The 24,102-nt window shown below is 31.1% G+C and carries 22 protein-coding genes, 1 pseudogene and 1 riboswitch; all 23 genes and pseudogenes read left to right on the top strand.

All coding sequences use genetic code 11. From position 1 onward, the window contains the following. The first annotated feature begins 12 nt into the window (after window positions 1–12). On the top strand, window positions 13–984 hold the full coding sequence (locus ACJDTP_RS01115; RefSeq protein ID WP_011968411.1) for a beta-ketoacyl-ACP synthase III: 972 nt from the start codon (window positions 13–15) through the stop codon (window positions 982–984). A gap of 353 nt (window positions 985–1,337) precedes the next feature. Further along, window positions 1,338–2,279 carry an enoyl-[acyl-carrier-protein] reductase FabK gene (fabK, locus tag ACJDTP_RS01110; RefSeq protein WP_406760248.1) on the top strand — a complete coding sequence of 314 codons (942 nt, stop codon included), beginning with the start codon at window positions 1,338–1,340 and terminating at the stop codon, window positions 2,277–2,279. Then, window positions 2,272–3,216: an ACP S-malonyltransferase gene (gene fabD / locus ACJDTP_RS01105; RefSeq protein ID WP_103697853.1), complete on the top strand. Its 945-nt coding sequence runs from the start codon at window positions 2,272–2,274 to the stop codon at window positions 3,214–3,216. The genes fabK and fabD overlap by 8 nt, the downstream gene beginning before the upstream one ends. Before the next feature lie 199 nt (window positions 3,217–3,415). Further along, a complete protein-coding gene (gene fabG, locus ACJDTP_RS01100) occupies window positions 3,416–4,156 on the top strand; it encodes a 3-oxoacyl-[acyl-carrier-protein] reductase (protein WP_017210853.1) in 741 nt (246 codons plus the stop codon). 17 nt (window positions 4,157–4,173) lie between these two features. Beyond that, a complete protein-coding gene (fabF, locus tag ACJDTP_RS01095; RefSeq protein WP_023973445.1) occupies window positions 4,174–5,409 on the top strand; it encodes a beta-ketoacyl-ACP synthase II in 1,236 nt (411 codons plus the stop codon). Window positions 5,410–5,777: 368 nt separating this feature from the next. After that, window positions 5,778–6,293, top strand: a complete 516-nt coding sequence (gene accB / locus ACJDTP_RS01090) for an acetyl-CoA carboxylase biotin carboxyl carrier protein (RefSeq protein ID WP_406760247.1) — start codon at window positions 5,778–5,780, stop codon at window positions 6,291–6,293. A 3-nt stretch (window positions 6,294–6,296) separates the two neighbouring features. Beyond that, window positions 6,297–6,725, top strand: a complete 429-nt coding sequence (gene fabZ, locus ACJDTP_RS01085; protein WP_017210851.1) for a 3-hydroxyacyl-ACP dehydratase FabZ — start codon at window positions 6,297–6,299, stop codon at window positions 6,723–6,725. Between the two features lie 14 nt (window positions 6,726–6,739). Continuing rightward, window positions 6,740–8,092: an acetyl-CoA carboxylase biotin carboxylase subunit gene (locus tag ACJDTP_RS01080; RefSeq protein ID WP_077842840.1), complete on the top strand. Its 1,353-nt coding sequence runs from the start codon at window positions 6,740–6,742 to the stop codon at window positions 8,090–8,092. Continuing rightward, window positions 8,085–8,948 carry an acetyl-CoA carboxylase, carboxyltransferase subunit beta gene (gene accD / locus ACJDTP_RS01075; protein WP_077840611.1) on the top strand — a complete coding sequence of 288 codons (864 nt, stop codon included), beginning with the start codon at window positions 8,085–8,087 and terminating at the stop codon, window positions 8,946–8,948. The genes ACJDTP_RS01080 and accD overlap by 8 nt, the downstream gene beginning before the upstream one ends. A gap of 2 nt (window positions 8,949–8,950) precedes the next feature. Then, window positions 8,951–9,769 carry an acetyl-CoA carboxylase carboxyltransferase subunit alpha gene (locus ACJDTP_RS01070; protein ID WP_406760246.1) on the top strand — a complete coding sequence of 273 codons (819 nt, stop codon included), beginning with the start codon at window positions 8,951–8,953 and terminating at the stop codon, window positions 9,767–9,769. Window positions 9,770–10,243: 474 nt separating this feature from the next. Beyond that, the gene (locus ACJDTP_RS01065) at window positions 10,244–11,806 is read left to right on the top strand and encodes a GxxExxY protein (RefSeq protein ID WP_406760245.1); all 1,563 of its coding nucleotides are present in this window, start codon (window positions 10,244–10,246) and stop codon (window positions 11,804–11,806) included. 49 nt (window positions 11,807–11,855) lie between these two features. Continuing rightward, the gene (locus ACJDTP_RS01060) at window positions 11,856–12,269 is read left to right on the top strand and encodes a HutP family protein (protein ID WP_406760244.1); all 414 of its coding nucleotides are present in this window, start codon (window positions 11,856–11,858) and stop codon (window positions 12,267–12,269) included. Window positions 12,270–12,320: 51 nt separating this feature from the next. Next, a pseudogene (locus ACJDTP_RS01055) lies at window positions 12,321–13,412 on the top strand (AAA-like domain-containing protein); the annotation flags it as partial. A gap of 570 nt (window positions 13,413–13,982) precedes the next feature. Then, window positions 13,983–14,999, top strand: a complete 1,017-nt coding sequence (locus ACJDTP_RS01050) for an ABC transporter substrate-binding protein (protein WP_161223359.1) — start codon at window positions 13,983–13,985, stop codon at window positions 14,997–14,999. After that, window positions 14,999–15,901, top strand: coding sequence for an ABC transporter permease (locus ACJDTP_RS01045; protein ID WP_406760243.1), 903 nt, complete (start codon window positions 14,999–15,001; stop codon window positions 15,899–15,901). The genes ACJDTP_RS01050 and ACJDTP_RS01045 overlap by 1 nt, the downstream gene beginning before the upstream one ends. Further along, the gene (locus tag ACJDTP_RS01040) at window positions 15,867–16,661 is read left to right on the top strand and encodes an ABC transporter ATP-binding protein (protein ID WP_065416663.1); all 795 of its coding nucleotides are present in this window, start codon (window positions 15,867–15,869) and stop codon (window positions 16,659–16,661) included. The genes ACJDTP_RS01045 and ACJDTP_RS01040 overlap by 35 nt, the downstream gene beginning before the upstream one ends. A gap of 1,227 nt (window positions 16,662–17,888) precedes the next feature. Continuing rightward, window positions 17,889–18,587 (top strand): YveK family protein, encoded by a 699-nt coding sequence (locus tag ACJDTP_RS01035; protein WP_406760242.1) that lies wholly within the window; start codon window positions 17,889–17,891, stop codon window positions 18,585–18,587. Between the two features lie 11 nt (window positions 18,588–18,598). Beyond that, the gene (locus ACJDTP_RS01030) at window positions 18,599–19,315 is read left to right on the top strand and encodes a CpsD/CapB family tyrosine-protein kinase (RefSeq protein ID WP_406760241.1); all 717 of its coding nucleotides are present in this window, start codon (window positions 18,599–18,601) and stop codon (window positions 19,313–19,315) included. A 697-nt stretch (window positions 19,316–20,012) separates the two neighbouring features. Next, window positions 20,013–20,777, top strand: a complete 765-nt coding sequence (locus ACJDTP_RS01025) for a tyrosine-protein phosphatase (protein ID WP_406760240.1) — start codon at window positions 20,013–20,015, stop codon at window positions 20,775–20,777. Between the two features lie 89 nt (window positions 20,778–20,866). Then, a riboswitch (cyclic di-GMP riboswitch) is annotated at window positions 20,867–20,949 on the top strand. A gap of 78 nt (window positions 20,950–21,027) precedes the next feature. Next, window positions 21,028–21,699: a sugar transferase gene (locus ACJDTP_RS01020; RefSeq protein WP_406760239.1), complete on the top strand. Its 672-nt coding sequence runs from the start codon at window positions 21,028–21,030 to the stop codon at window positions 21,697–21,699. Between the two features lie 10 nt (window positions 21,700–21,709). Then, on the top strand, window positions 21,710–23,059 hold the full coding sequence (locus tag ACJDTP_RS01015) for a UDP-glucose dehydrogenase family protein (RefSeq protein ID WP_406760238.1): 1,350 nt from the start codon (window positions 21,710–21,712) through the stop codon (window positions 23,057–23,059). A 19-nt stretch (window positions 23,060–23,078) separates the two neighbouring features. Continuing rightward, complete coding sequence (gene pssD, locus ACJDTP_RS01010; protein WP_406760237.1) at window positions 23,079–23,540, top strand: PssD/Cps14F family polysaccharide biosynthesis glycosyltransferase; 462 nt, start codon at window positions 23,079–23,081, stop codon at window positions 23,538–23,540. Further along, the gene (gene pssE / locus ACJDTP_RS01005) at window positions 23,537–24,025 is read left to right on the top strand and encodes a PssE/Cps14G family polysaccharide biosynthesis glycosyltransferase (RefSeq protein ID WP_406760236.1); all 489 of its coding nucleotides are present in this window, start codon (window positions 23,537–23,539) and stop codon (window positions 24,023–24,025) included. The genes pssD and pssE overlap by 4 nt, the downstream gene beginning before the upstream one ends. Window positions 24,026–24,102 lie beyond the last annotated feature (77 nt).

Raw genomic sequence — 24,102 nt, 5'->3', positions numbered from 1 at the left:
AAGGAGAAAAATATGAGTAATATTAAAATTGCTGGAATTGGAGCATATCTTCCATCTCTAGTAGTTACTAATGATAGAATAAGTGAATTCGTTGAAACAAGTGATGAATGGATAGTGCAAAGAACAGGTATGAGAGAAAGAAGAATCTCAGAAGGAGAAAATACATCTGATATCTCAACAAAAGCAGCTAAACTTGCGCTTGAAAGAGCTGGTATTGATGCAAAAGATTTAGAACTTATTATTGTTGCTACAATTAGTCCAGATATGTTTATACCATCAGTTGCATGTCTAGTTCAAAGTAATTTAGATGCAAGCAAGGCAGCTTGTTTTGATATAAGTGTTGCATGTTCAGGATTTGTATACGGCTTGGAGACAGCTAAAGCTTTAATGATGTCTATGAACTATAAAAATGCATTAGTAGTTGGAGCTGAAGTTCTTTCAAAAGTAACAGATTGGACAGACAGAAGCACTTGTATTTTATTTGGAGATGGTGCTGGTGCTGCTGTACTTAAGAGGGATGAGGCACCAGGAATAATTAAATCATATTTAAGAGCGGATGGGAAAAAGGGGGAAGCACTTACTATAGGTGCTACTGATTTTGATACTCCTTTTTCAAAAGAAAAAAAATTAGCTAAAAGAACCATCGATATGAATGGTAGAGAAATACTTAGATTTGCAGTATCTGCAATAGATGAAGCCGTTACTGAAGTCATGAAAGATACTAATGTCTCATTTGATGATATTAAATATATAGTACCTCACCAAGCAAATTATAGAATTATAAAATTAGCAGCAGAAAAATTAAAATTAAGCGAAGATAAATTTTATTTAAATCTAGAAAAGGTAGGTAATACATCAGCTGCAACAGTGCCTATAGCTTTAAATGAAATGTATGAAAAAGGCTTACTAAATAAAGGTGATAAAATTATTCTTGTCGCATTTGGTGGTGGGTTAACTTATGCAGCAACATTACTTGAGTGGTAATTAAAAATAATAGTTAAATAAGCTTTTATTATTTAACTTTAAAATATATTTATCTATAAAAATGGAATGGGTATGGAAATAAATATCATGTCATTTGAGATTAGAAATAATACAATATGCAATTTAATACTTATAAAAAACCAATGTATAAACGTTGGAGAATATGAACTTATTTTTAACTTTTTAGTAATCTCATTGATAAAAATATGCTATAATAGTAAAATTACTTATCATAATAGGCAAAATGGCTATTATACATAGATAAGATTAAAATACAGGAAGTTCCATTATTATAGTAAGAGATAGTACATTAAGCGATATTTTGTGATTGGTAATGGTAGGAGGAATATGTTGTGGAAAAAAATAGAGTATGTGACCTGTTAAAAATAGAATATCCTATATTTCAAGGTGCTATGGCAAGAATTGCAGATGCATCTTTAGCTTCAGCGGTAAGTGAGGCTGGTGGACTTGGAATAATAACTGGGGCAGCGCCAACTGAATGGGTAAGGGAACAGATAAAGAAAACAAAGGAATTAACTAATAAGCCATTCGGTGTAAATATAATGTTAATGGCAGAAAATGCTGATGAAATAGCAGAATTAGTATGTGAAGAAGGCGTGTCTGTTGTTACAACTGGTGCAGGAAGCCCAGGAAAGTATATGGAAAAATGGAAGGCTCATGGAATAAAGGTTATACCAGTAGTAGCTTCTGTAGCATTAGCTAAAAGAATGGAAAAGTCAGGAGCTGATGCAATTATTGCAGAAGGTACTGAATCAGGTGGGCATGTAGGTCAGTTGACTACTATGACATTAGTACCACAAGTTGTTGATGCTGTAAGCGTACCAGTTATAGCAGCTGGAGGAATAGGTGATGGTAGAGGAGTAGCTGCATCATTTATGTTAGGCGCTGAAGGAATTCAAGTTGGAACAAGATTCTTAGTGGCAAAAGAATGTACAATACATCAAAATTATAAAGATAAAGTACTAAAAGCCAATGATATAGATACAGAAGTGACAGGAAGACCAACAGGTCACCCAGTTAGAGTTTTAAGAAATAAGCTTGCAAGAACTTATCTTAAGTTAGAAAAAGAAGGAGCATCTGCTGAAGAGCTAGAGAAGCTTGGAATTGGTGCGCTTAAAAAGGCTGTTGTAGACGGTGATGTGGATAATGGATCACTTATGTCAGGTCAAATAGCAGGACTTGTTTGCAAGGAACAATCATGTAAGGAAATGATCGAAGAATTATTTACAGAAGCAAATGAAATATTTAAGCGTTTTGGAGGGAATCATGAATAGTAGTAAAACTGCATTTCTTTTTCCAGGCCAAGGAGTTCAAACTATTGGAATGGCAAAAGAACTTTGCGAGAATATACCAGAATGTAAAGAAATATTAGATCGTAGTGAAGAAATTTTAAATATGCCTATCAAGAAAATGATGTTCGAAGGGCCAGAAGAAATTTTAACAGCAACAGAAAATGCACAACCAACAATCCTTGTTGCATCACTTATAGCGTTAAAAGCATTAGAGATAAATGGCATTGAAGCAGATTATGCAGCAGGCCTTAGCTTAGGAGAATATGCAGCGCTAATATACGGGGGAGCACTTTCTTTAGAAGAGGGATTACTTCTCATAAAAGAAAGAGGAAGAATAATGGGTAGTGCGCTACCAGAAGGTCTTGGAAAAATGGCTGCTGTGTTAAAATTAAATGATGAAAAGATACAAGAGTTATTAACTAGAGCAGGTGAATTTGGAATAGTTGAAGGGGCTAACTTTAACTGCCCAGGTCAAGTAGTTATTTCAGGAGAAAACAAAGCAATAGATGAAGCTGTAAAAATTGCAAAAGAATTAGGAGGCCTTGGAATTCCACTAAAGGTTAGTGGACCATTTCATAGTTCCCTTCTTGAGCCTGCAAGTGAAGAATTCTTTAATACTATAAAAAATGTTGATATTAAAGAACTTAACAAAGTAGTTTATTCAAATGTTAAAGGACTTCCTTATGAAAAAGAAGATGATGTTAAAGAATTATTAAAGAGACATATAAGAACATCAGTCCTTTTTGAAAAGACTATAAATCATATGATAGATAGCGGCGTTGATACATTTATAGAAGTAGGTCCTGGAAAAGCACTTAGAGGATTTGTTAAGAAAATAAATAAGAGTGCAAGTCTTTTGAATGTTGAGGATATGGATTCATTGAAAAATACAATTGATAAGATTAAAAGCAATCTTTAATATATAAATATATATTTATTAAAAGCAAGTCTCTACATTTTTATCTTAACTGACACTTAGTTTACTAAGATTTTTAAATGTAGGCTTGTTATTGTAAAATGTAGGAATAGTTATTTAGAATGAGTAGATAGATTATAAATAATTATTTGCAGCTCAGTTATAGGTTAATTGTTTATAACAATAGGAGGTAATTTAATATATGCTAAAAGGAAAATGTGCGATTGTTACAGGCGCATCAAGAGGAATTGGAAAGGCAATAGCTTTAAAGCTTGCATCTCTTGGAGCTAATATAGTTTTAAATTATAGAAGTAATGAAAAAGAAGCATTAGAAGTTGAAAATGAAATAAAAGGCATGGGTGTAGAAACTTTATGTGTAAAAGGTGATATATCTAAGTCAGAAGAAGTTGATAATCTTATCAATTCTGCCAAAGAAAAATTTGGTACTATAGATATCATGGTAAATAATGCAGGAATCACAAAAGATGCATTAATAATCAGAATGAAAGAAGAAGATTTTGATAATGTTATTGATGTAAATCTAAAAGGTGTGTTTAACTGCTTAAAAGCTATAACTCCAATTATGATGAAACAAAAACATGGAAAGATAATAAATCTTTCATCAGTAGTTGGAATTACTGGAAATGCAGGTCAAGTAAATTATTCTGCGTCTAAAGCAGGAGTAATTGGAATGACAAAATCATTAGCTAGAGAAGTTGGTTCAAGAGGAATCACTGTAAATGCAGTAGCACCAGGATATATCGAAACAGATATGACAGAAGCTCTAGCAGATAAATACAAAGAAGAGATGAAGAAGACTATACCGCTTAAGAGATTAGGAAAAGCAAGTGATGTAGCAAATGTTGTAGCTTTCCTTGCAAGTGAAAGTGCAGATTATGTTACAGGGCAAGTTATCCAGGTTGACGGTGGAATGTTAATGTAATGGAGGAAGTTTGATTTATGGAAAGAAGAGTAGTAATTACGGGGATGGGAGCTCTGACTCCGATAGGAAATGATGTAAGTACGTTTTGGGATAATGCAAAAAGCGGAAAGCTAGGAATAGATTATATAACTTTAGTTGATAAAGATTTAGTAGATGTAAAAATAGCAGCAGAAGTTAAGGGCTTTGATCCAGATACTTTAATAGGAAAGAAAGAAGCAAAGAGATTAGATAGATTCGCACAATTTGCTTTGGTTGCATCTGATGAAGCAATAAAAAATTCAGGAATAGATTTAGAAAAAGAAAATCTAGAAAGATTTGGAGTAATGCTTGGATCTGGTATAGGTGGATTTGAAACTATTGAAACTGAATGTACTAAAATTGCAACTGGAAAATCTAAGAGAGTATCTCCATTTTTCGTTCCTATGACAATAATAAATTTAGGTGCAGGAAATGTAGCTATTAAATATGGATTAAGAGGACCATGTACATCAGCAGTAACTGCTTGTGCAACAGGAACAAATAATATTGGTGATGCATTTAGAACAATAAAACATGGTTATGCAGATGTAATGCTTGCAGGTGGAGCAGAAGCACCTATAACTAGACTTGGAGTTACTGGATTCCATAGTATGAAGGCATTAAATTCAGGTAATAATCCAGAAAGAGCTTCTATTCCTTTTGATAAGGAAAGAGGTGGATTTGTAATGGGAGAAGGTGCAGGAGTTGTAATTCTTGAATCTTTAGAACATGCTGAAGCTAGAGGTGCAAACATCATAGCTGAAGTTGTAGGATATGGATCAACTTGTGATGCATATCATATTACATCTCCAGATCCAGAAGGAGCAGGAGCTTCAAGAGCTATGGCTGATGCGTTGCAAGAGGCAGGAATTAAGCCAGAACAAGTTTCTTATATAAATGCTCATGGAACTTCAACAGAATTAAATGATAAATTTGAAACAGCAGCCATTAAAAAGGCGTTTGGAGAAGATGCATACAAAGTTCCGATATCTTCAACAAAATCTATGACAGGTCATCTTTTAGGAGCAGCAGGAGCAATAGAAGCTATAATATGTGCAAAGGCTCTTGAAGAAGGATTTATCCCGCCAACAATCGGATATAAAACAAAAGATGAAGAATTAGATTTAGATTATGTGCCTAACGTTGGAAGAAAGCAAGATTTAGAATATGCACTTACTAACTCTTTAGGCTTTGGTGGACATAATGCCACTTTACTTTTGAAAAAGTGGAAATAATAAAGATATATTTGGTAAAATAAAAAGTGTTACATATATTTTATGCCAGAAAAGTTAAATGCAGTTAATAAGAAATATTAACTTTTGAATGTGACTTAGTACGGCATAAAATATATAAATAATATTTTTGAATAAGATATATATATACATTGCAAAAAATAATTCCTAAGAATAATTTTAAAAATATTACAAGAATTTCATACGTAAATGTGAATTAAAAATTGAGCAGTGTGAATTGTGCACTGTGAAATGATAATTGTGCATTGATAATTGAGCATTGTGCATTAAGCTGTGAATTGTGAATTGTGCATTGTGAATTAAATTATGAATTGTGAATTGCAACATATATATAAGAGGAGGATATTTTTATGGACTTTGAAAAAATTAAAGAGCTTATTAAATTGGTTGACTCTTCAAGTTTAGCCTTTTTTGAGCTTCAAAGTGGAAATGATCATATAAAAATGGATAAATCATTAACTAGAGGATTAGCTGATAATGGTGCAGGAAATTATACACCAGCTGTAAACAATCAGGTTAACACTGCTGCTAGTTCACTTAGTTCAGTAGAAAGATCAGAAAATCATATAGTGGAGAAAGAAGAAGTAAAGGCTGCTGAAAAAGAAGTAGTTATAGATGATAAGGATGTAAGTATTATAACTTCTCCTATGGTTGGAACATTTTACTCTTCAGCATCACCAGAAAGCTCACCTTTCGTAGAAGTTGGCGGTACAGTTTCTAAGGGAAAGGTTATTTGCATTATAGAAGCTATGAAACTTATGAATGAAATCGAAAGCGAATATAATGGAGTAATAGTAGAACGCTTAGCTAATGACGGAGATATGGTAGAATATGGCCAGCCACTATTTAAGGTTAAGGGGGAATAATTAATGCTTAACATAAATGAAATAAAAAAAATTATACCACATAGATACCCAATGCTTTTAATAGATAGAGTAACTGAAATGGAAATAGAAGAAAAACAATTTGTAAGAGGGTATAAGAATGTTTCTGCAAATGAAGCATTTTTTCAAGGGCATTATCCTGAAGAGCCAATTATGCCAGGAGTACTTCAAATTGAAGCTTTAGCTCAAACAGGGGCAGTAGCTATTCTTTCAATGGAAAAATTTAAAGGAAAAACTCCGTTATTTGCAGGTATTAATAAAGCAAGATTTAAAGGCAAAGTTGTACCTGGCGATAAATTAGATTTATATTGTGAAATAATAAAAATTAAAGGACCTGTAGGTATTGGAAATGGAATAGCATCAGTTGATGGAAAGACGGTTTGTGAAGCGGAAATAATTTTTGCAATACAATAGGATAGGTGATAAAGATGTTAAAGAAAGTGCTAATTGCCAACAGAGGAGAAATTGCAGTTAGAATAATTAGAGCTTGTAGAGAAATGGGAATAAGTACAGTAGCTGTTTATTCAGAAATAGATAAAGAAGCACTTCATACTCAACTTGCAGATGAAGCTGTATGTATTGGTTCTGCAATGCCTAAAGATAGTTATTTAAACATAACAAACATTCTAAGTGCATGTGTTTTAACTGGAGCTGACGCTATACATCCAGGGTTCGGATTTTTATCAGAAAATCCTAAATTCGCAAAGATGTGTAGACAATGCAATATTAAATTTATAGGCCCTGATTATGAGACAATTGAGCTTATGGGAAATAAGGCCAAGGCAAGAGAAATCATGAAAGCTTCTGGTGTTCCTGTGGTACCTGGATATGAAGGCGAAATAAGAGACGAAGCTCATGCTTTAGAAATTGCAAAAGGTATTGGATATCCAATAATGATAAAAGCATCAGCAGGTGGCGGTGGTAAAGGAATAAGAGTTGCACATAATGATGAAGAATTCTTAATGGGCTTTAAAACTGCTAAAACAGAAGCAAAAGCTTGTTTTGGAGATGATTCATTATATATAGAAAAATTTGTTCAAAAACCAAAGCATATTGAGTTTCAAATATTAGCTGATGAACATGGAAATGTAATACATTTATGCGAAAGAGAGTGCTCAATGCAAAGAAAGAACCAAAAGGTTTTAGAAGAAGCACCATCAAATGTATTAACAGAAGAATTAAGAGCTAAAATGGGTGAAATTGCAAAGAAAGCAGCTCTAGCTGTAGATTATAAGAATGCAGGAACTATAGAATTCTTGTTTGATAGAGATAATAATTTCTACTTCATGGAAATGAATACTAGAATACAAGTAGAACATCCAATTACTGAAATGATTACAGGCATAGACTTAGTAAAAGAACAATTGAAGATAGCTTCAGGAGAAAAATTAGCTTATACTCAAGATGATATAAAGATTAAAGGTCATGCAATAGAATGTAGAGTTAATGCAGAAGATCCAGAACATGATTTTAGACCATGTCCAGGAACAATCGAAGAGCTTTGCGTCCCAGGGGGGATGGGAGTAAGAGTAGATTCAGCTATATTCTGTGGGTATAAAATTCCTCATTGCTATGATTCTATGATAGCTAAATTAATTACTTTTGGTAATAATAGAAATGAAGCTATTGTAAAAATGGATAGAGCATTAGCAGAATTTGCAGTAGGTGGGGTAAAGACTAATATTGATTTTGAATTATCAATACTTCATACTAAAGAATTCTTAGAAGGAGATTATGATACTTCATTTTTAGCAGAAAAGATGGTGAAGAAGAATGCTTAAGGATTTATTTGTAAAAAGACAATATGCAACTGTTAAATCCTCAACGTTAAAAAAGAGTGTTTCTGAAGAAAAACCTAATATACCATCAGGTATGTGGGAGAAATGTGATAAGTGTAATTCAATGATATATGCAGAAGACTTAGAAAATTCTAAGTTCGTTTGTGCGACTTGTGGTCATCATTTTAGACTTAACGCAAAAGAAAGAATAAAAGTATTTTTTGATAAAGATACTTTTAAGGAATTCTGGAAAGACTTAAAAACTACTAATCCATTAGATTTTAAAGGCTATGAAGAAAAGTTAAAGAGCGGAAAGACTGATAGTACAGAAGCTGTTGTTACTGGAGTTGGAAAGCTAAATGGTATAGAAGTAGCATGTGCTATTATGGATAGCTTCTTTATGATGGGAAGTATGGGAACTGTAGTAGGGGAAAAGATTACAAGACTTATAGAGCATGCTACAGAAAACAAGCTTCCATTAATGATTTTTACAGCATCTGGCGGTGCTAGAATGCAGGAAGGTATTTTTTCACTTATGCAAATGGCGAAGATAAGTGCAGCTCTAGCAAAGCATAGTGAAGCTGGTCTTTTATATATTTCTATATTAACAGATCCAACAACTGGAGGAGTAACTGCAAGTTTTGCAATGGAAGGTGATATCATTTTAAGTGAACCTGATGCATTAATAGGCTTTGCAGGAAGAAGAGTCATTGAGAACACAATCAAAGAAAGTCTTCCAGATAATTTTCAAAAAGCAGAATTTTTGCTTGAAAAAGGTTTTGTTGATGCCATTGTTGAAAGAAAGAATATGAGAGCATGTATATATAAAATTCTTATTTTGCATGGAGTGAGGAATTAATTATGGATAAAGATTTTATGAAGATTAATGTAACACCATGGGAAAGTGTTGAAATAGCAAGGCACAAAGACAGACCAACAGGAAAATACTATATAGAAAATATATTTAAAGATTTTATAGAATTTCATGGAGATAGAAACTTTGGTGATGATAAATCAGTAATTGGTGGAATCGCATCAATAAATGATATAAGCGTAACTGTTATTGCAATCACAAAAGGATCAAATACAGCTGAGAATATAGAAAGAAATTTTGGAATGCCAAATCCAGAAGGATATAGAAAAGCATTAAGACTTATGAAGCAGGCTGAAAAATTTAAAAGACCTGTAATATGTTTTGTAGACACGCCAGGAGCATTTCCAGGCAGTGGTGCAGAAGAAAGAGGTCAAGGGCAAGCAATTGCAAACAATCTTTTTGAATTAAGCAGATTAAAAACACCAATAATTTCTGTTGTCACAGGTGAAGGTGGAAGCGGAGGAGCTTTAGCATTAACTGTCGCAGATAAAATATTTATGTTAGAACATTCTATATATGCTGTTCTTACACCAGAAGGTTTTGCGTCTATTCTTTGGAAAGATGCAAGTAGAGCTAAAGAAGCAGCAGCAGTTATGAAAATAACTTCTAAGAACCTTAAGGATTTTAATATAATCGATGGTATTATAAAAGAACCTAGAGGTGGCGCACATAAAAACCCTGTTAAAACAGCAGAGGTTCTTAAGAAAACAATTGTAGATAGCTTGTTAGAATTAAAAGAAAAAGATTTAAATGAACTAATAGATAATAGATATAATAAATTCAGAGCTATGGGAAACTTTTATTAATTTTATAGTATAAATCTATAGATATCGAACTTTAAAGCTAGACTTATGTGATAACTTACCGAAATCATAAATATTTTGATTCCGAAAAGCTATGAAAATATCGCTGAAGGTTCTAAGCGGCAGGTTGTATCCACTTTAGCATGCTCCAACTTTTAGTTTGACAGGCTAAAATGGAACAACCTACAGCTAAGAACCTTTAACAGCTCATTTTCAAATGTTTTCTCCACAAATATATTTATGATTTCTAGTGAAGATATTAGCTTAAAGTTTTAGCAACTTTGTAAATATGTTCATCTAATAAGTCTAATTCTTAAATTGTGTTATCTATAGCTTATAATCGATTTATATATGGCAAGATTTAATATAGGGGCTAAAGGGTAGAGAAATACTCTTTAGTCTTATTTTTGTTTTATTAAAATAACTTATAGGATATAATATAATAAATCAGTTAAAGATCGGTGGTGTATGTAGAGTATGAAGAAAAGGTTTAATAGCACAGGGGTCTGTGTTTCGAGAAAATACTATATGGTTGACATAAGTAATAAAATTGAAGAAATAAAAAAACTTATAGATAATGAATTCTATTTTACAATAAATAGACCTAGACAATATGGAAAAACGACGACTTTGAATGAGATAAATAATAAATTAAAGGATGTATATTTAGTTATAAATATAAGCTTTGAAGGAATTGGAGATATTGTATTTGAAGATGAAAAAAGCTTTTGTAATAAATTCTTGAAACTAATAATTAAAGATCTAGCATTTTCAGATAAAGAAGAAAGCAGGAAGCTAGAAAATTTAAGCAGAGAAATTAGGGATATTGAAGAGTTATCAGAAATAATAACACAGTTTGTTGAGAATGCCAAAAAGGATGTTGTTTTGATAATAGATGAAGTAGATAAAAGCTCAAATAACCAGTTGTTTTTAAGCTTTCTTGGAATGCTTAGAAATAAGTATTTGGCTAGAGAAGTTGGAAAGGACTTCACTTTTAAAAGTGTTATTCTAGCTGGAGTATATGATGTCAAAAGCTTAAAACTAAAAATTAGAAACGAGAATGAGGAAAAATACAATTCTCCATGGAATATCGCAGCAGATTTTAATATTGATATGAGTTTTTCGTCCAAAGAAATAGCTACTATGCTAAATGAATATGCAATAGAAAATTCTTTATCTATGGATATAGATAAACTTAGTGAAGATATTCACTTTTTTACAGATGGATACCCGTTTTTAGTTAGCAGGCTATGCCAAATTGTAGATGAAAAAATTTATGAATTGGATAAAGGGCCTTGGGAGAGTGAAGATATACAAAAGGCAGTTAAAATTATTTTAGAAGAAAAAAATACTTTATTTGATAGTTTAATTAAGAACTTAGAAAACAATAAAGAACTTTATGATTACATTGAAGACATAATAGTGAGGGGAAATGATAAGAGCTTTAATAATGATAATCCTCTTGTTGATTTAGGGGTGCTTTATGGATATTTCAAAAATACAGATGGCAAAGTTCAAATATCTAATAAAATATTTAGGGAAAGAATTTATAATTATATGATATCAAAGTTTGAAAATAATTATAGTAATATGGAGAAATATAACTTCAAGGAAGCCTTTGTTAAAGAAAATGGAGAATTGAACATAGAAAAAATTCTAAAAAGGTTTCAGCAGTTTATGAAGGAACAGTATTCTTCTAAGGATAAAGAATTTGCAGAACATCATGGAAGATTATTATTTTTAGCATTCATAAAACCAATAATAAATGGAACAGGATTTGATTTTAAGGAAGTTCAAGTTTCAGAAGAAAAAAGATTAGATGTAGTCATAACATACAATAATTTTAAATATATAATTGAGATGAAAATCTGGAGAGGTTTAAAATACCACGAAAAGGGAATCGAGCAGCTTTGTGATTATTTGAATATACATGATTTAAATGTGGGATATTTATTAGTTTTTGACTTTAATAAAAACAAAGAGTTTAAAGAAGAAAGATCTAATATTAATGGAAAAGATATTTTTCAGGTATATGTTTAAGTTAATCAGATCAATATCATAGGTTTCAATTGATTGGAGAGTGCAAAAAATGGAAAGTAATAGTACGAGAGTTGCAAAGATAGCTGCTAAAATGGCTATATGCGATAGACATGAAGAAGAGCATTTAAAGAAAGTATATGCAGAGAAAGGAATTAAAGTTACGGCAGTAAATGTAGGCGGAAATATAAATTCATCAATAGCTAAAATACTCGAAAGTGCACTAGTTGCTGCAAAAAGAAACGAATTAATAAGGGAAGAGCATTTGCATGAAGGTGCTGTTATAGGAGCAACTAGAGATGCGGTTATTCAAGTTGCAAATAGAGCAAATGGTCAAAATGTAGGTGGAAAAATCGGGATTGCTAGAGGTGGAGAACATATTTCAGTATGCATATTCTTAAGTATTGGGCTTCTGCACTTAGATGAAGTAGTTATAGGAATAGGTCACAGAGCATTACCTTTATAGCAGGCAACAATTAACAGAATTAAATATTATTTATGGGATGGTGATAAAATTATGTTGAAAAAGTTTAATGTCACTGGAACTTGTATTCCTAATAAACATTACATTGTGGATATTTCGAAAAAAATAGATAAAATAATGGAGCTTATTGATGGTGAAGAGTATTTTGTAATAAATAGACCAAGACAATATGGGAAAACTACAACTTTATTTTTACTAGATAATAAGTTAAAGGAATCAGAAGATTATTTTCCTATAAAGATAAGCTTTGAAGGTATAGGCGATTTGATTTTTGATGATGAAAATAGGTTTAGTAAAGGTTTTATGAAAATATTAGAACGTACAATTGAATTTGAAAATGTTGAATTATCAAAATTTATTTCTTCTAATAAAGAAGGCGTAGAAACCTTAGATGATTTATCCTATTTTATAACTAAATTTGTTAGAGAAATAAACAAAAAAGTAGTATTGATGATAGATGAAGTTGATAAAAGCAGTAATAATCAATTGTTTTTGAGTTTTTTAGGAATGCTTAGAAACAAATATCTTCTTAGAAGTGAAGGGAGGGATTATACTTTTCACAGTATAATTTTGGCTGGTGTCTATGATGTTAAAACTCTTAAAGTTAAAATAAGAAGTGATGAAGAACATAAATATAACAGCCCTTGGAATATAGCCTCAGATTTTGAAGTTGATATGAGCTTTTCAAAAGAAGAAATAATGACTATGCTTGAGGATTATGTGGAGGATAAAAAAGTTATATTAGATAAAGAATACTTTTCAGAAAAGCTTTATTTTTATACAGAAGGATATCCATTTTTAGTAAGCAAGTTATGCAAGATAATAGATGAGAAGATAATGAGTGATAATGAATTTGTTTGGGAAAAGGAATATATGGATTTAGCTGTAAAAGAAATATTAAAAGATAGTAATACTAATTTTGAGAGTCTTATTAAAAATATAGAAAACAATGAGGAACTATATGATTTTGTTAAAAGAATAGTATTAGATAATGAAAATATAAATTATATAAAAACAGATAATATAGTAAGTTTAGGAAGTATATATGGTATTTTAAAGGAGAAAGATGGAGTTTGTAAAATAAATAATAAGCTTTATGAGCAATTGATTTATAATCATATGATGATGAAAGTAATAAGGCAGGATAAGAAACAGGAAAGCTAGATGAGGAGCTTGTAAATTTCAGTGAAAAACAAAAAAGAATAATACAAGTATACTGCTGATTTACGTATATGAAAGAAAAGGGGCTGTCATTAACGGATTCTAATCCGTTAATGCGACAGCTCCTTTTTTGATAGTCCTATATATGAAGAAAATAGTAATTCTCAACCTGACAACTTCATCATTCATTAATTGTGAACTGTGAATTGTGCATTGTGAATTGTAAAAGGTGAATTATGCATGCGAATTGTGGATTACGAATTGAGCATTGTGCATTGTGAACTGTGCATTGTGAATTGATATATAATTTTTATACTAAAAAACTAAAAAAGCTTGCAAAGTATAGGTAGCAACTTTACAAGTATTTTAAAATATGATATCATAACTTAAAAGATTTATAAATTATTATCAATTTATTTGAATATTTATCATAAATATAGATATATATTTATGATTGTATTTATTGGGAAGGTAGTTGGCATTTTGGAGTATAGTAGGAAATTGATAATAAGAATATAGTAGGAGGATAGAAATATGGTAGGAAAAAAGAAAGCAGCCATGCTGCTATGTACAGTTTTAGTTGGAGGAATTCTTGCAGGATGCGGAAAAAGTGCAACGGATTCTAATAATGGAGGTACTGCATCATCGGCAGTAAAGAATATTGGAGTAATTCAGTTGGTTCAACATGATGCGTTAGATGCATCTAATAAGGGATTTGTCGATGGATTAAAAGACAAGGGATATGAAGAAGGCAAGAATATTAAAATTGAACAGCAAAATGCTCAAGGTGAACAAGCTAATGCGCAAACAATTGCCAAGCAATTCACAGATGCAAAGAAAGACTTGATTTTTGCGATTGCAACACCAGCAGTTCAAGCAGCCTATAATTCAACTAAAGATATTCCAATAATATTTACAGCAGTAACAGATCCTGTTAAAGCAGAAGTAGCAAAGGATTGGAAGAGTTCAGGTACAAATGTTACAGGTACATCAGATAAAGTCCCTGTGGACAAGCAAATAGAATTATTAAAAAAATTACTTCCAAATGCTAAAACAGTAGGAGTAATTTATAACACTTCAGAAACAAATTCTGTAACTCAAGTTGATGAGCTTAAAGCAGCTGCAGATAAACAAGGCTTAGCAGTAAAAGAAATTGGTGTTACAAATGTTAATGAGATAAATCAAAATTTAGCAAGTGCTTTAGGTCAAATAGATGTATTATATACACCTACAGATAACACAGTTGCTTCAGGATATGCGTTAGTAGGTAAACTTTGTTTAGATAAAAACGTTCCTATAATAGGTGCAGAAGAAGCAGTAGTAACTAAAGGTGGACTTGCTTCTATAGGAATAGATTATTACAAGCTAGGAAAAGAAGCTGGATATAAGGCAGCAGAAGTTCTAGATGGAAAGAAGCCATCAGATGTTGAAATAAGCACATTAAGTGATATGTCATTTACTATAAACACTGATGTAGTTAAGAAATTAAATATAACACTTCCAGCAGATATAGAATCAAATTGTAAAAAGGTAACTGGAGGCGTTGAGTAGTGGGTGTTTTAATAAATATTTTAGAACAAGGGCTGCTATTTTCATTAGTTTCAATCGGAGTATATATAACTTATAAAATTTTAGATTTTCCTGATTTATCAGTGGACTCTACATTCCCACTTGGGGCTGCAATTTCCGCAGCTCTTTTGGTAAATGGGGTTAATCCATGGATTAGTATAATAATAGCAACCTTAGGTGGAGCATTAGCTGGAGGAATAACAGCATTTTTGCATGTTAAGCTTAAAATAACAAATTTAATGGCTGGAATATTAGTAATGATAGGATTATATTCTATTAATTTAAGAATAATGGGAAAAGCAAATGTTCCATTATTTAATACTCCTAATTTATTTAAGTCATCAATTCCGGCTATAGTAGTGATTTTAATAATGGTTATTGTAGTGAAAATACTATTAGATTTATATTTAAAAACTAAATCAGGATTTTTGCTTATAGCTGTTGGTGATAATGAACAAGTAGTTTCATCGCTTGGAGTAAATAAAGATTTAGTTAAGGTGTTAGGTCTTATGATAAGTAATGCATTAGTTGCACTTGCTGGGGCACTAACTGCACAATATCAAGGATTTAGTGATGTTGGAATGGGAACTGGTACTGTTGTAATGGGGCTTGCGGCAGTAATTATCGGAACATCATTATTTGAGAGATTATCTTTTATTAAAGTGACTACCTTATCAATACTTGGGGCAATTATATATAAGGCGGCAATAGCAATAGTATTAAAACTTGGATTAAATGCCAATGACTTAAAATTAATGACAGCTATAATTGTAGTTATAGCATTATGTTCTAATAGCGGTGTCTTGAAATTTAAGAAAAGAAAATCTGTTATAGGAGGTAGTGCTAAAGATGTTAAAAGTGAAACAACTATCCAAAGTGTTTAATCAAAATACAATAAATGAAAATAGGGTTTTTGATAGATTATCATTGGATGTTAAGCAAGGTGACTTCATAAGTATAATAGGTTCAAATGGAGCAGGTAAATCAACATTGTTAAATATGATATCTGGAACTCTTGAAGCAGATTCAGGATCAATATTAATAGATGGTGATGAAGTTATTAATAAACCTGAATACGCAAGATCAAAGTCTATTGGGAGAGTTTTTCAAAATCCATCAATGGGTGTAGCACCTAATATGACAATATTAGAAAATATCGCTCTTGCAGATAATAAAGGGAAATCCTTTGGGCTTAGCTTTGGGATAAATAAAAAGAGGATAGATTATTACAAAGAGATGGTAAAAGAACTTAATTTGGGGCTTGAAGATAAGCTTTATAATAAAGTACAGCTTTTATCAGGAGGACAGAGACAAGCTTTAACTCTACTTATGTCAGTAATGTCTAAACCTAAGTTATTATTACTAGATGAGCATACAGCAGCACTAGATCCTAAAACATCAGAAATAATAATGGATATAACAAGAAATATAGTAAAAGACAGCGGAATAACAACACTTATGGTTACCCATAATCTTAAACATGCTCTTGAAAATGGTAATAGACTTTTCATGATGCATAGAGGCAAGATTTTAGTTGACGTCAAAGGTGAAGAAAAAGAAAAATTAGATAATAATAAACTTCTTGGACTCTTTGAAAAAGCTAATGGAGCAGAAGCTCTAAGTGATAGAACTTTATTTGGATAAACTACCGAAATAAGGGGCATGCATTTACTCCAGTTGCTAAGGATTTAGATGGATGTTTCTAAGAGTATAAGTTGTACCCAAAATTCTAGCCTCAAAAGTAAATTTTGAACTAGCATTTTAGAACAACTTATAATCAAGAAACATAGCCATCAAAATCCTAGATGCAACATTCCGTAAAAGCATGCCCCTTATTTCTAGTGTAGGTATAAAGTAAAGTTATATAGTATTAAAACTCCACTTGTTGCAGCTTATTTTCAAATGCCTGCTGCATAAACATGTATCTCATTTCTGTTTTATGTATGAATAAAGTTTTGTGGGAATAATATTTTTTGAGAATCGGACTATGGATTTCTAAAAGTAAAAGTTGCATCCATTTTTGCATGCTCCTGAGGCAAAGCTCAGGACAAGCAACAATGGAACAATATATAAGGAAACTCGACTCGTATTCACTCGCTGAGTAAGTGATTCACACCAAATCATGGATTTGGGTTCTCTACTTAAGAAATCCTATAGCTCTTTTCTCAATGCAACACTACGCAAAAGAATAACTTTTCTTTCTAGTATAGATAATCACTTGAAATTTTTTCCTTATTTTTTGTATTTAAATAATGTTAATATCCTAGAAGCAACATGACCTAAAAGCATGCCCCTTATTTCTAGTGTAGATATAAAATAAATTAAAATTCCATTAAAAAATAATAACTATAATGAAGTGGTAAGAAACTTATAGATCTTACTGCTTATTTTTGTTATATATATATTGAAACAAATAACTCCTCATGATGATTCAAAAAAATATCCCAAGAATTATGTCCCTAATAGCGAATTGAAGTAAGAATTATGCACTGTGCATTGTGAATTGTGAATTGTGAATTGTGCATTGAAGTAAGTATTGTGCATTGAAGAATGTGAATTTTATAAAAAAACATAACAAGTTTAATTACAAAATATAACTTATAGAAAAATTAGTGTAAAATATTTTGTTTTTTTATGTCTAATTTAAATACTAAGTATAATATAAGAAAAAATTATGATATAATGGTAAATAGTGATGTTATTAAATTTAATTGACTATTTAGGGGGAATATTTTTTTGAGAAGATTAATGAAATTAATGATGTGTGTAATTTTAGACTAAACCTTTACGACTGATTATTTGAAAAAATGATTTAAACAGAAAAAAATTGGTACATGCATTTAAAAATAGAAATTATAGGGAGTTTGACAGATGAACGAAGAAAACATAAGAATTGAAGAGTCCATTAGGATCGAAGAAATAATAAATATATTATTAAAAAGATGGAAGATGATACTTTCGATAACCTTACTTGCAACATTAACGGCCGGAATTGTTAGTTTTTTTGTAATTGCACCAAAGTATGAAGCAAGCACAAAGGTGTTTATAGGTAAAGAAAAGACAGATAGCAAGGATCAAAATTATAATAATAGTGATATTCAGATGTATCAGCAATTATTAAAAACTTATGCAGAAGTTATAAAGACTAATGCCTTAGTTGAAAAAGCTATTAATGCTGAAGGTTTTGATTTAACTTCTAAAGATGTTCTTGCTGGTTTAACTGTTACACCAGCAGCAAATACTCAGATTTTAGAAATAACATACATAAGCAAGGATAGAAATTTAAGTAAAGAAGTATTAGATTCTATAACGAATCAGTTTATAAAGACATCTACAGATCTTATACCAAATGGTAATGTAAAAATAGTAGAGCCAGCAGAATTGCCTGAAAATCCCGCTAGCCCTAATAAGAAATTAAATATTGCTATTGCATTTTTACTTGGACTTATGGTCAGTGTTGGATTATCATTTTTATTAGAATTCTTGGATAGTACTTTTAAAAGCAAAGAACAATTAGAACAAATATTAGGAGTTCCTGTTATTGGTGCAATTCCTGAGGATTTGGAATAGGGGGATAAAAGATGTTTTCAGCAAAAAAATTACATAAAGCAGTAGCTAATCAAGACTATAGAGGCTTTGTAGTTGAAAAAAAGCCAAAGTCAATAGTATCAGAAGCTTATAGAACATTAAGAACAAATATTCAGTATTCATCTTTCGATAAGACAATTAAAAGTATTGTAGTTACTAGTGCGGAAGCAGCAGAAGGGAAATCTACTGTATCAGGTAATCTTGCATTATCTTTTGCTCAAAATGAGAAGAGAGTTATAATAGTTGATTGTGACTTAAGAAAACCTTCAGTTCATAAAAATTTTAAACTATCGAACTTAAGTGGATTATCAGAAGTTCTTATAGGAAAAGAAGATTTAGATAATGTAATACAAAGTCGTAACGAAAATCTTGATATACTAACATCTGGTAAGATTCCACCAAATCCATCGGAAATGTTATCTTCAACTGCCATGACTAATTTAATACAAAAATTAGGGGAGAAATACGATATGGTAATTTTAGATAGTGCTCCACTTCAAGCTGTTACAGATGCTCAAATTCTTTCTACAAAGGTAGATGGAACTATACTTGTTGTAAGAGCACAAAGAACAAACAGAGAATCAGTAATTGATGCAAAGAACTTATTAACTAAAGTTGGAGCTAATATATTAGGAACTGTACTTCATGCAGTAGAAAATACTAGAGGTAAATACTACTACTATTATGGAAGTAGTGAAGAAGGTAAATAAAGTAATATAGATTTACATAATGATCTACCGAAAGTAGAAACATTGTTATTTCGCAGGACTATGAAAATTTCGCTGAAAGTGCTAAATTGCAGGTTGCATCACTACTGCTTGCTCCCAATTTCATTGTGACAAGCAGTAGCTGAACAACCTACAATCAAGCACTTTTAACAGCTTATTTTCAAATGCCTGCTGCATAAAAATGTTTCAACTTTCTAGTGAGAATTCTATATGTAATATAAATTAGTTTTGTGAGTATATTTACCTAAATAAAGGTCATATTATTTGTTCCTGTTACTGAGGATTAAACTGTGAATTTCTAATAGCAGAAGTTGCACCATTTCTGCGTGCTCCTGAAACAAGTTCAGGACAAGCAAAACTGGAACAACTTTTGCTAAAGAAATGTCTACAGTTTAATCCTCTAATGTAACACTTCCACAAAAGCAAGACCTTTCTTTCTGGTATAGAGTATATTCAGGAATAGATATAGTTTGGAATGTGGATATCTACTTTGAGCAGATATAGATAAAAGATTATAATTTCTAGTAAAGATATGAATTTAAAGTTTTAGTAGATTTGTTTATCTAATAAGTTGAAGATTTAAATTGGATATCTATGAAGATTAGTTTTGTGAGTATATTTACCGAAAGAAGAGGGAAACTTTTACTGATTTTTTTATTTTTAGAGGAGAGGGATAGTTATGATAGTTGATATTCATTCGCATATAATACCTGGGATTGATGATGGATCTAGGGATATGGAAATGACTTTGGAGATGCTTAGAAATGCGGAAAAAGATGGTGTTAAAGAAATTGTGGCTACTCCTCATTATTTACTTGAGTATGGAGAAGCTACAATTGATGAAGTTAAGAATTATGTGAAGGAAATTAATAATATTTTAGTGAAAGAGAACATAGATGTAAAGGTATATAGTGGTCAGGAAGTTTATTATACTGAAAAGATAATAGAATACTATATACAAGGGAATATTGGAACTATAAATGATTCTAGATATATGCTTATTGAATTTCCGATGAGAAAGTTTGATGAAAGTATATTTGACACTCTTTATGAGCTTCAAGTGAGAAACATAGTACCAGTAATTGCACATCCAGAAAGATATATTCCTATTATACAAGATCCTAAGAATATTAATAAGTTTATTAATGAAGGTTATTTATTCCAAGTAAATGCTGGAAGTATAGATGGAAGATTTGGAGAAAAAGTTCAAAAGACAGCGAATACGCTTCTAAATAATGGGATATATAACTTTATAGGTTCAGATGCTCATAATATTAATAGAAGAAATACTGGTCTTAGTACGGCTTTGGATTTAATAAATAAAAGCACAATCAAGGATGTATTTAAAGATAGTTCTGAAAAAATGCTAAATAATGGGGAGATAAAGTTTTCAGGAGAGAAAATTAAAGAAAAGAAATCGATATTTGGATTTTTTAAAAGATAAATTTATTGTTAAATGTCTAACAATGGGATAAATTTCATGAGATGGATTGTCGAATCAATATTAACAAATTATTAATTATGTGGTATAATCTGTGATAGAGAGACGTTGATCCATATGTTTATCTGGGCACTTTATATATGGTGAGTTATTAGTGCAACCGGCTTTGATTTATGTTAAGGTTGGTTGCTTTTTGTGAATAATAAGGGGAAAATTTGTTCGTTTGGTGATAATGAGCTTTAGGGGGAGTAGTATGCAGCAGTTAGAATTTAACAGTGAGGAAGTTTTGTTTAAAGAACAACTGGAAACGGAAGACAGCAGAATAGGATATTGTTTTTTAAAGAGAACTATGGATGTAGTTTGTTCATCTATTGGACTTATAATTTTAAGCCCAATATTTTTAGTTGTGGCCATTTTAATAAGATTAGAATCAGAAGGAAATTCTATCTTTTCGCAAGAGAGAGTCGGAAGAAATGGCAAAAAATTCAGGATGTATAAATTTAGATCTATGGTGGCCAATGCAGAAGAATTAAAGGACAAGCTAAGTGCTAAAAATGAAATGGCTGGACCAATGTTTAAAATGAAAGAAGATCCAAGGGTAACTAAAATAGGAAGATTCATAAGAAAAACAAGTATAGATGAATTGCCACAATTAGTTAACGTCTTAAAAGGTGAAATGAGTTTAGTTGGACCGAGGCCATCACTTCCAAAAGAAGTAGTGAAATTTGAAGATTGGATGATGGAAAGATTAACTGTTAAGCCAGGACTTACTTGCTACTGGCAGGTATCTGGAAGAAGCGATATTGGTTTTGAAGACTGGATGAGATTAGACGTTAAGTATGTTAGAGAGAGAAATACTCTAGTTGACATAAAGTTAGTTCTAAAAACATTTGGTGTGTTCTTTGGTGATGAACATGCAAGATAGGGGAAGTAATATGAAGATTGTAGTAGCAGGAACAGGATATGTAGGATTGGTTACAGGAGCATGCCTTTCAGAAGTTGGACATAGTGTAACTTGTGTGGATATTGATGAAAAAAAGGTTCAAAAGATGAAACAAGGAATTTCACCTATATATGAACCAGGATTAGATGAACTTTTAAAAAGAAACCATGATGAAGGAAGATTAGATTTTACAACGGATTACATCAATGCATATAAGGATGCTGATTTAGTATTTATAGGAGTCGGTACTCCAGAAAGAGAAGATGGTTCAGCTAACTTAGATTATGTGTTTAACGTTTGCAAGCAGATAGCAGAGAATGTAGAAAAAGATTGCTTAGTAGTAGTTAAATCAACAGTGCCAATAGGTACTAACGATAAGGTTGAGGAATTTTTAAAAGAAAATGTAAAAAATAATGTTCATATAGAAGTGGCATCAAACCCAGAATTTTTAGCTCAAGGAACAGCAGTTATTGATACATTACATGCCAAAAGAATAGTAATTGGTGTTGAATCAAAAAATGCAGAAAATATTCTAAGAGAAGTTTATGAAAGATATAATCAGCCAATAGTTGTAACAAATAGAAGAAGTGCAGAAATGATAAAATATGCTTCAAATGATTTTTTAGCACTTAAGATTTCTTTTATGAACGAAATTGCTAACTTCTGTGAAATAGTTGGAGCGGATGTAGAAGATGTAGCTAAAGGAATGAGCTTTGATCCAAGAATAGGAGATAAATTCTTAAAAGCAGGAATAGGATATGGTGGCTCATGTTTCCCTAAAGATACAAAAGCACTTCATTGGTTAGCTAATGACAATGGATACGAATTGAAAACAATAAAAGCAACAATTGAAGTAAACCAGAATCAAAAATATAAATTATTTAGGGCAGCAAAACAAAGATTTGGTTCTCTAAAAGGATTAAAAGTAGCAGTCTTAGGCTTGACATTTAAACCGGGAACTGATGATTTAAGAGAAGCTCCATCAATACCTAATGTAAGAAGATTATTAGATGAAGGAGCAGAAATCGTAGCTTACGATCCAGTAGGAATTGATAATTTTAAAAAAGTTTATCCAAATGAAATAAAATACACAAATACACCGGAAGAAACATTAAAAGATGCAGATGTTGCATTTATATTTACAGAATGGGATGAAATAAAAGAAGTAGATTTAAATGTATATGTAGAGTTAATGAAGACTCCTGTTGTGTTTGATGGGAGAAATTGTTATGCAATAAATGAAGTTGAAAAGTTTGGAGTAGAATATCATTCGGTTGGAAGAGAAGCTATTTTAAATTTAGAAAATGATATTAATGTAGAAGTTGCAGCGACAGTTAAATAAATAAAGTGTGTGGTGAGAAATGATGAAAAAAATTTGTTTTATAGCATCTACCGGAGGGCATTTTGAACAGTTAATGATGCTAAAGCCACTTATGAATAAGTGTGATAGCTTTATAGTAACCGAAAAAACAAAGTATTCTGTAATCAAAGATCATAAAAAAGTATATTATTTAAGACAAGTAAATAGAAGCGAAAAAACATTTATTCCTAAAATGATATTTAATAGTATAAAAACTATAGAGATATTTTTTAAGGAAAAACCAGATGTAATAATATCGACAGGTGCTTTGTCAACTATACCGATGTGTATATTTGCTAAGTTGCTCAGGAAAAAGCTTATTTTCATTGAATCTTTTGCAAAAGTCAATACTCCAACTTTGACAGGAAAGCTTTTGTATAAATTTGCAGATCAATTCTATGTTCAATGGGAAGATATGCTTAAGATTTATCCGAAAGCTATATATAAGGGGGGGATATATTGATATTTGTAACAGTTGGCTCACAAAAATTTCAATTTAATAGATTACTAAAAGAAATAGACAAACTTGTAGAAGAAAAAAGGATTACAGAAGAGGTATTTGCTCAAACTGGATATAGTGACTATGAACCTGAAAATTATAAATATAAAAATTTCCTAGATAGGGATGAGTTTTCAGATGTCATGAGCAGATGTGATAAAGTAATAACCCATGGAGGAACTGGTGCTATTATAGGAGCTGTAAAACAAGGGAAAAAAGTAATTGCTGTTCCTAGGTTGAAAGATTTTGGGGAGCATGTTGATGATCATCAATTGCAGATAATAGGTGAATTTGAAAAGATGAATTTTATAAAATCGGTTAATGAAATTGAACAATTAGATAGTGTGATAAGTAATATTATAAATTGTGAATTTAATCAATATGAATCTAATACACAATTTATAATTGAATCAATTGAAAACTTTGTAAATATTCAAAATTTTAATTAGTAAAGATAGGTTGTGAAATGCATAAGATGTTTTAGAAATAATAGTCTAATTAAATTTTTAAAGATTAAGTGCTTTTT

The sequence above is a fragment of the Candidatus Clostridium helianthi genome, from assembly GCF_045310795.1.
In the GTDB taxonomy this organism is placed as follows: domain Bacteria; phylum Bacillota; class Clostridia; order Clostridiales; family Clostridiaceae; genus Clostridium; species Clostridium helianthi.
The sequence above is the reverse complement of the archived record's forward strand: the minus strand, read 5'-3'. Positions and strand labels throughout refer to the sequence as shown.

Bases quoted from the DNA above. Each gene is read 5' to 3' on its own strand.
- ACJDTP_RS01050 (WP_161223359.1), top strand. From the start codon at position 13,983: ATGGTAGGAAAAAAGAAAGCAGCCATGCTGCTATGTACAGTTTTAGTT.
- ACJDTP_RS01065 (WP_406760245.1), top strand. From the start codon at position 10,244: ATGAAGAAAAGGTTTAATAGCACAGGGGTCTGTGTTTCGAGAAAATAC.
- ACJDTP_RS01025 (WP_406760240.1), top strand. From the start codon at position 20,013: ATGATAGTTGATATTCATTCGCATATAATACCTGGGATTGATGATGGA.
- ACJDTP_RS01115 (WP_011968411.1), top strand. From the start codon at position 13: ATGAGTAATATTAAAATTGCTGGAATTGGAGCATATCTTCCATCTCTA.
- ACJDTP_RS01015 (WP_406760238.1), top strand. From the start codon at position 21,710: ATGAAGATTGTAGTAGCAGGAACAGGATATGTAGGATTGGTTACAGGA.
- ACJDTP_RS01080 (WP_077842840.1), top strand. From the start codon at position 6,740: ATGTTAAAGAAAGTGCTAATTGCCAACAGAGGAGAAATTGCAGTTAGA.
- ACJDTP_RS01040 (WP_065416663.1), top strand. From the start codon at position 15,867: ATGTTAAAAGTGAAACAACTATCCAAAGTGTTTAATCAAAATACAATA.
- fabZ (WP_017210851.1), top strand. From the start codon at position 6,297: ATGCTTAACATAAATGAAATAAAAAAAATTATACCACATAGATACCCA.
- fabG (WP_017210853.1), top strand. From the start codon at position 3,416: ATGCTAAAAGGAAAATGTGCGATTGTTACAGGCGCATCAAGAGGAATT.
- accB (WP_406760247.1), top strand. From the start codon at position 5,778: ATGGACTTTGAAAAAATTAAAGAGCTTATTAAATTGGTTGACTCTTCA.
- ACJDTP_RS01070 (WP_406760246.1), top strand. From the start codon at position 8,951: ATGGATAAAGATTTTATGAAGATTAATGTAACACCATGGGAAAGTGTT.
- ACJDTP_RS01030 (WP_406760241.1), top strand. From the start codon at position 18,599: ATGTTTTCAGCAAAAAAATTACATAAAGCAGTAGCTAATCAAGACTAT.
- ACJDTP_RS01020 (WP_406760239.1), top strand. From the start codon at position 21,028: ATGCAGCAGTTAGAATTTAACAGTGAGGAAGTTTTGTTTAAAGAACAA.
- fabF (WP_023973445.1), top strand. From the start codon at position 4,174: ATGGAAAGAAGAGTAGTAATTACGGGGATGGGAGCTCTGACTCCGATA.
- fabD (WP_103697853.1), top strand. From the start codon at position 2,272: ATGAATAGTAGTAAAACTGCATTTCTTTTTCCAGGCCAAGGAGTTCAA.
- ACJDTP_RS01035 (WP_406760242.1), top strand. From the start codon at position 17,889: ATGAACGAAGAAAACATAAGAATTGAAGAGTCCATTAGGATCGAAGAA.
- ACJDTP_RS01060 (WP_406760244.1), top strand. From the start codon at position 11,856: ATGGAAAGTAATAGTACGAGAGTTGCAAAGATAGCTGCTAAAATGGCT.
- pssD (WP_406760237.1), top strand. From the start codon at position 23,079: ATGATGAAAAAAATTTGTTTTATAGCATCTACCGGAGGGCATTTTGAA.
- accD (WP_077840611.1), top strand. From the start codon at position 8,085: ATGCTTAAGGATTTATTTGTAAAAAGACAATATGCAACTGTTAAATCC.